This is a genomic window from Actinosynnema sp. (genome assembly GCF_052038725.1).
Genome location: NZ_JBQGCX010000517.1, coordinates 1 through 6,100, shown reverse-complemented (window position 1 = coordinate 6,100; position 6,100 = coordinate 1). Strand labels below are relative to the sequence as shown.

Annotated in this window: 8 protein-coding genes and 1 pseudogene; 5 read left to right on the top strand and 4 right to left on the bottom strand. The window is 74.8% G+C overall.

Annotation, left to right across the window (positions count from 1 at the left end; genetic code table 11):
• Together ACTUAL_RS10345 and ACTUAL_RS10340 are read left to right on the top strand one after the other, a co-directional pair.
• Positions 1 to 430: pseudogene (locus tag ACTUAL_RS10345) on the top strand (MFS transporter); the annotation flags it as partial.
• A 22-nt stretch (positions 431 to 452) separates the two neighbouring features.
• A complete protein-coding gene (locus ACTUAL_RS10340; RefSeq protein WP_096491320.1) occupies positions 453 to 938 on the top strand; it encodes a DUF2771 family protein in 486 nt (161 codons plus the stop codon).
• Positions 939 to 1,059: 121 nt separating this feature from the next.
• Here the strand turns inward: ACTUAL_RS10340 and ACTUAL_RS10335 are convergent, their stop codons facing one another.
• Positions 1,060 to 1,446: a cold-shock protein gene (locus ACTUAL_RS10335; protein WP_096491319.1), complete on the bottom strand. Its 387-nt coding sequence runs from the start codon at positions 1,444 to 1,446 to the stop codon at positions 1,060 to 1,062.
• A gap of 137 nt (positions 1,447 to 1,583) precedes the next feature.
• On the opposite strand from ACTUAL_RS10335, the gene ACTUAL_RS10330 reads away from it, so the two are divergent.
• Positions 1,584 to 1,787, top strand: coding sequence for a hypothetical protein (locus tag ACTUAL_RS10330; protein ID WP_096491318.1), 204 nt, complete (start codon positions 1,584 to 1,586; stop codon positions 1,785 to 1,787).
• A 47-nt stretch (positions 1,788 to 1,834) separates the two neighbouring features.
• On the opposite strand, the gene ACTUAL_RS10325 is transcribed toward ACTUAL_RS10330, so the two are convergent.
• A complete protein-coding gene (locus tag ACTUAL_RS10325) occupies positions 1,835 to 2,491 on the bottom strand; it encodes an HAD family hydrolase (RefSeq protein ID WP_096491317.1) in 657 nt (218 codons plus the stop codon).
• 474 nt (positions 2,492 to 2,965) lie between these two features.
• On the opposite strand from ACTUAL_RS10325, the gene ACTUAL_RS10320 reads away from it, so the two are divergent.
• Positions 2,966 to 3,634, top strand: coding sequence for a TetR family transcriptional regulator (locus ACTUAL_RS10320; protein WP_440900111.1), 669 nt, complete (start codon positions 2,966 to 2,968; stop codon positions 3,632 to 3,634).
• Here the strand turns inward: ACTUAL_RS10320 and ACTUAL_RS10315 are convergent.
• The gene (locus ACTUAL_RS10315; protein WP_096491314.1) at positions 3,612 to 4,610 is read right to left on the bottom strand and encodes a Gfo/Idh/MocA family protein; all 999 of its coding nucleotides are present in this window, start codon (positions 4,608 to 4,610) and stop codon (positions 3,612 to 3,614) included. The genes ACTUAL_RS10320 and ACTUAL_RS10315 overlap by 23 nt on opposite strands.
• A 32-nt stretch (positions 4,611 to 4,642) precedes the next feature.
• On the opposite strand from ACTUAL_RS10315, the gene ACTUAL_RS10310 reads away from it, so the two are divergent.
• Positions 4,643 to 5,017: a YccF domain-containing protein gene (locus ACTUAL_RS10310; protein WP_096491313.1), complete on the top strand. Its 375-nt coding sequence runs from the start codon at positions 4,643 to 4,645 to the stop codon at positions 5,015 to 5,017.
• 32 nt (positions 5,018 to 5,049) lie between these two features.
• Here ACTUAL_RS10310 and ACTUAL_RS10305 read toward each other — a convergent pair whose 3' ends face one another.
• Entirely contained in the window at positions 5,050 to 5,835 is a 786-nt protein-coding gene (locus ACTUAL_RS10305) for a metallophosphoesterase (RefSeq protein WP_177154478.1), read from the bottom strand.
• Positions 5,836 to 6,100: the final 265 nt, after the last annotated feature.

The window sequence follows — 6,100 nt, the reverse complement described above, 5'->3', positions numbered from 1 at the left end:
GGGCGGCGTGCTCGGCGCGCGGCTCCCGGCGGGCCCGCCGGACCGGGTGCTGATCGGCTGCGTCTGCGCGGCGCTGGCCTCGGCGCTGCTGGCGGCGGCGCTGCCGGGGCTGGCGACGGTGGCGGTGGTCGGGCTGGTCGGGGCGGCGGCGGGGACGCTGGCGAAGGCGACCCTGGACGCGGTCGCGCGGGACGGGCTGCCGGAGCGGTCGGCCGCGCTCGTGCGGCCGGAGGCGCTGCTGCGGCTGGGCTGGGTGCTCGGCGGCGCGCTGGGGGTGCTGCTGCCCACCGAGCAGTGGATCGGGTTCGCGGTCCTCTCGCTGCTGCTCGCGCTCGGCCTGGCCCAGGTGGTGCTGGCCTCGCGGGGCCGCTCGCTGCTGACCCGGCCGGGCGGGGACCGACGGGCCGGGGCCGGTGCGGCGGACGGCTGAGCGCACCACGTAGGCTCGGGGCGTGCGCCGAGCCGTCGTCCTCACCGCGTTGCCGCTGCTCCTGGCCACCGGCTGCGGTGCGCCCCCGCACCCCGAGGTGACCTTCCACGCCGACGGCAGGACCGTCGTGGTCCCGCCGACGCAGTACTGCGACCTCGACTCGGAGAACTGCGACGTGGACCCGTCGGCGGCGGGCGTGCTGCGGGTGCGGCCGGGCAAGCCGGTGCAGATCTCGGTGCCCGCGCAGCTGGCCGACAGCGTGTGGGCGGTGGCGTTCACCTACCGCGACGCGGCCGGGGTGACGCAGGAGCCGATGCGCAGCAAGGTGTTCACGCCGAACAACCCGCAGCACGCGTACACGCTCCAGCTGCCGGACGACACCGACCAGCTGGAGAGCGTCGAGGTGCAGCAGCTGGGCACCCGCATCGAGGGCAGCACGACCGCCGCCGTGGACTTCGTGGCGCGCGGCACGTGGGTGCTGTCCGTGGACGACCGGCAGCGGGGCTGACCGCTCCTTGCCGGAGACGGCGGAGGCGGAGACGGCGGAGGCGCCACCCCTCGGGGATGACGCCTCCGGTCGTCGCAGGACGCGGGTCTGCGCACAACGCGGGTCTGCGCAGGGCGCGGGTCTACGGGTCGAGGTCCCGCGCGATGGCGCGCAGCGCGTCGGCGACGAGCTTGGCGCTCTTGCGCTCGGGGTAGCGGCTGCGGCGCAGCTCGGGCTGGACCCGCTGCTCCAGCAGCTTGATCATGTCCTCGATCACCACGTTCAGCTCGTCGGCGGGGCGCCTGCGCGCCTCGGCCACCGACGGCGCCGGGTCGACCAGGCGCACGGACAGGGCCTGCGGCCCCCGGCGCCCCTCGGCCATGCCGAACTCGATGCGCTGACCGGCTTTGAGGGCGTCGACCCCTTCGGGCAGCGCGGACTTCCGCACGTAGACGTCCTCGCCGCCGTCCTGCGTGACGAAGCCGAAGCCCTTCTCCGAGTCGTACCACTTGACCTTGCCGGTCGGCACCGCTCTCACCGTTCCCTTTGCTTCAACATGGCGAACGCGCCCAGGGGCGTGCCCAGGACGCGTTTCACCAGAGTAGCCAGAACGCCTCGACCGGGGCACCTCCAAAAGCGCGACGCGGTCGCGGCTACCCTCGTGGCATGACGACCGCGAGGATGATGCCGCTGGCAGTGGGCCTGTTCGCGATCGGCGTCGTGGCGCTCGTCGCCATGTTCGCCGTCGGCTCGCCGGGTCTCCCCGGCTGGGTCTTCGCCCTCGGCCTGCTGTGCTCGCCCGCGGGCCTGGCGCTCGGCGTGATCACGGTGGTCCGCGACTCCAGGCGCCCCCGCACGCGGCAGGGCTGACGCTCCTCCGGCAGGCCGACCGCTGCTCCGGCGGGGCCTGCGCTTGCCTAAGCCGGCCGCTCGACTTCCCCGGCGGCGTCCCCGGCCGCGTGGAGCCGGTCGGCGTTCTCGCGCAGCCACGCCGGGAATCCGGTCAGGTCGGGCAGGACCACGTCCGCGCCCGCCTCGACCAGCTCCCGCTCGTCGCACGGCCCGGTGACCACGCACACGGACAGCGCGCCCGCGGCCTTCGCGCCGCGCACGTCGCCCACGTGGTCGCCCACGTACACCGAGGCCCCGTGCAGCTTGAGCGCCTCGGCCTTGCCGGTGGACCACAGCTCGCCGAACAGGTGGTCCACCTCCCAGCCGAACGCGGCCAGGTGCAGCGCCGCGTTCGCCCGGTACTTGCCGGTGACGACGACCGCGGTCCCGCCCAGCTCGCGCACCGCGGCGAGCGACTCGGCCGCGCCGGGCAGCGCGACGGTCGCCGGGATGACGATCTCCGGGTAGAGCGCGCGGAAGCGGGCGACCAGGACGGGGACGTCCTCCTCGGGCACGCCGTAACCCCGGAACGAGACGTCGAGGGGCGGGCCGAGGTTGGCGGCGAAGTGCGCGCCGTCGATCGGGTAGCCGCTCTCGGCGCGCACCGCCTCCATCACGGCGGCCATGCCCGGCCTGGGGTCGATGAGGGTCATGTCCAGGTCGAAACCGATGGTCAGCGGCACGGGGCCACTCTAGGGCCGGACCACCCCGGTTCGGCGGGCTTGGGAGCGGGGTCACGACGGGCGGGACGCGGGCCGGGCCCGGCGCGGCCGGGCCGGGGAGCGGCGTCGCGGGGCGGTGATCGGACTCGGCCGGTCGACCAACCCGGTAACCGGGTGATCACGTGTCTTTACAAGGGACCCGCGCTCGTGCCAAAACTGTCCGTCGTGACCGAGTTCTCCGGGACCGCGCGCCCCGAGGCCACACCAGCGAGAGCTCTCCGGCCTGCCGCGGCGCCCCCGGTCCCCCGCCAGGCCCCGTGCGGCGAGCCGACCGTCCCCTTAGCCCGCACCGACGCCCGCCCGCTCGCCACGGGCACCGGGCCGCGCCCGCCCGAGGGCAACCCCGCCCCACCCGGAAGCCCCGCCGCGCACCAGCCCCCGTGCCCGGCGCACCCGCCCTCCCCCGAGGGCCCCTCCGCGGCTCTCCCCACCCCGGTGAGCCCCTCGGGCGCGACCACCGCTCCCCGCCCCGTCCGCTGGGAACCCGCCACCGCCCCGATCCCCGCCGTCCCGGCCGAACCCCCCGGCCCGATCATCGACGCCGCCGCCGCGCTCGTCGCCGAGCACGGCGCGCGCGGGCTGCGGGTCGCCGACGTCGCCTCGCGCGCCGGGGTGAGCAGGCAGACCGTCTACAACGCGCACGGCAACAAGCAGCGGCTGGTCGAGGCCGTCGCGCTGGTCAAGGCCGCCGAGTTCGTGGACGCCGCCCGCGCCTGCCTGGCCCGCGCGCCGGGGGCGGTGGAGGGGGTCGCGGAGGCGGTGCGGCAGGTGCACGCGCTCACCCGGCTCGACCCGCTGGCCCGCTCGGTCCTCACCGGCACCGACGCCGACGACATGCTGCCGATGCTCACCACGCGCGGCGGCTGGGTGCTCGACCTGGTGGCGCCCGTTGTCGGCGCGCACCTGGCCAGGCACCGGCCGGACCTGCCGCCCGCGCGGATCGCGTTCGCGGCGGACGTGCTGACCCGGCTGGCGCTCAGCCACCTGCTGACCCCCGACCACGGGGCCGACCGCGCGGTCGACCGGGCGGTCGACCTCGCCGTGGCGGCCGTGACGGGGGTCGCGGTGGCGCTGCTCGGGCCTAGCCCGCGGCGGGCGGGGTGACGTCCCGGTCCGGCTGCGGGTAGCGCACGCCCAGCCGCGCCACGCCCTCGGCCAGCACGCGCGCGATGGACAGCGAGTCCGCCCAGGACATGTCCGGGCTCTCGGTGTCGCCCGCGCGCACCCGGTCGGCCACCTCGCGCAGCTGCGGCACGTACCCGGAGCCCTCCAGCTCGGCGGTGCGCTCCACGTCGTTGATCACGACGCGGGTCGGGCAGTGCGCGGGCTGGTGCAGGTCGATGCGGCCCTTCGTGCCGAACACCGTCGCGCAGGAGCCGGGCGAGGTGGTCAGCGTCGAGGTGAGCAGCGCGTGCGCGCCGCTCTCGTAGCCGAGCAGCAGCGCGGCCTCGGCGTCCACCCCGGACGGGGCGAGGGAGCCGGTGACCTGGATGGTCGTCGGGTCGCCGAGCAGCATCTGGGCGATCGAGACCGGGTACAGGCCGAGGTCCATCAGGGACCCGCCGCCGAGCTCCAGGTTCCACAGCCGGTGCTCGGGCTCGAACGGCAGGGCGAAGCCGAAGTCGGCGCGCACGCTGCGCACGTCGCCGATCTCGCCGTCCGCGACGGCGGCGCGGACCTGGCGGATGAGCGGGTTGAACCTGGTCCAGACGGCCTCCATGAGGAACAGGCCCCGCTCGCGGGCCAGCTCGACCAGCTCGCGGGTGTCCTCGACGGTGAGCGTCATGGGCTTCTCGCACAGCACGTGCTTGCCCGCTTCCAGCGCGAGGCGCGCGGCGGACCGGTGCTGGGCGTGCGGCGTGGCGACGTAGACGACGTCCACGTCGGGGTCGGCGACCAGCTCCGCCACGCTGCCGTACGCGCGGGGGATGCCGTGCTTGGTGGCGAACTCCCCGGCCCGTTCGAGCTTGCGGGAGGAGACCGCGAGGGCTTCGGAGCCCTCCAGGGCGAGCAGATCGGCGGTGACGACATCGGCGATGCCACCCGTGGCGACGATTCCCCAGCGAACTGTTTTCAGCACGATGGGTGAGCTTAATCGGGCAGGATGGTGGTATGCGCCTCGTGCTTAACCTCATCTGGCTGGTGATCAGCGGCTTCTGGCTCGCGGTCGGTTACGCGATCGCGGGGGTGATCTGCTGCGTCCTCATCGTGACGATCCCGTGGGGGCTCGCCTCGTTCCGCATCGCCAACTACGCGCTGTGGCCGTTCGGCCGGGACGTGGTCGACCGGCACGACGCCGGGGCCGCCTCGCTCCTGGGCAACATCATCTGGATCGTCTTCGCCGGGTGGTGGCTGGCGATCGGGCACATCGTGACCGGTGTCGCCCTGTGCGTCACGATCATCGGCATCCCGATGGGCATCGCGAACTTCAAGCTCATCCCGGTGTCGCTGATGCCGCTGGGCAAGGTCATCGTCGACCGCCCCTGACCCGCCGTCCCCGCTGGGGCCGGTCGCCGGCCTCAGCGCAGCTCGACCACCAGGCACGGCCCGCCGCTGTACAGGCCCGCGTCGACCGCGAGGACCCGGTCGTCCGCGTACCGCAGCGGGCCGTCGACCTCCTCGGGCATGACGCCGAGCTGGTCGGCGAAGACGCTGTGCCCGTGCACGATCTCGGCGCCGCCCAGGAGCTTGAGCAGCTCCCCCGCGACGACCCCGCCCTCGGGGCCCCGGAACGCGTAGCGGGTGGTCATCTTGCGCCAGCACTCCCACCACTGCGCCAGGTCGTCGCCGGTGAGGATCGCGCGGACCGCCTCGTTGACCTCGTCCACGGTGCCGCCCCACTCCAGGTAGGCGAGCGTGTCGGAGTGCATGAGCAGGTGGTCGTCCACCAGGTGCACGACGTCGCGGCTGGTCAGCCACTCGACGTGCTCGGGGGTGAGCCGCTCCTGGTCGCTGCGCAGGCCGCCGTTGAGGTTCCAGCTCTTGGCGAAGCTGCGCGGGGTGGGCGCGCCCGGCACGTCCTCGTCGCCGAAGCGGTGCATCCCGAGCAGCAGCACCTCGTGGTTGCCGACCAGCGAGTCGACCCGCCCGCCGCTCTCGCCCGCCTGCGCGGAGAGCCGCATGACGAGGTCGATGACGCCGATCCCGTCGGGACCGCGGTCGACGAAGTCGCCGAGGAACCACAGCTCCGCGTCACCGCCGCTCCAGTCCCCGGAGTCGTCCACGAGGCCTGCCGCGTTGAGCGCGCGGGTGAGTTCGGCGAGGTGGCCGTGCACGTCGCCGACCACGTAAAGCTGGCGTTCCACACAGCGACGATATGCGACGGCGCGGGACGGCGCGGGCAAGTCGATCAGATGACCTCCCCGACCGCCCCACCGGTCTCCCCCGCAGGGGTGATCAACTGCGGGGGAGCTGCTCCGCGACGCGCGGCGCTACCCACGCGCGCCCCGGCGTGAAACCGCGGGGCTCGGTGGCGAAGGACACAGGGCGGCGGCGGTCACGGCGCGCGGTGCCGCACGATCGGCGACGGGGCGCGGGGCGGAGGCGCCAGCCCGCCAGCCCGCCAGCCCG

What these genes read in the sequence shown, in the direction of transcription:
- ACTUAL_RS10310 (WP_096491313.1), top strand. Translation starts at nt 4,643, where the DNA reads ATGCGCCTCGTGCTTAACCTCATCTGGCTGGTGATCAGCGGCTTCTGG.
- ACTUAL_RS10330 (WP_096491318.1), top strand. Translation starts at nt 1,584, where the DNA reads ATGACGACCGCGAGGATGATGCCGCTGGCAGTGGGCCTGTTCGCGATC.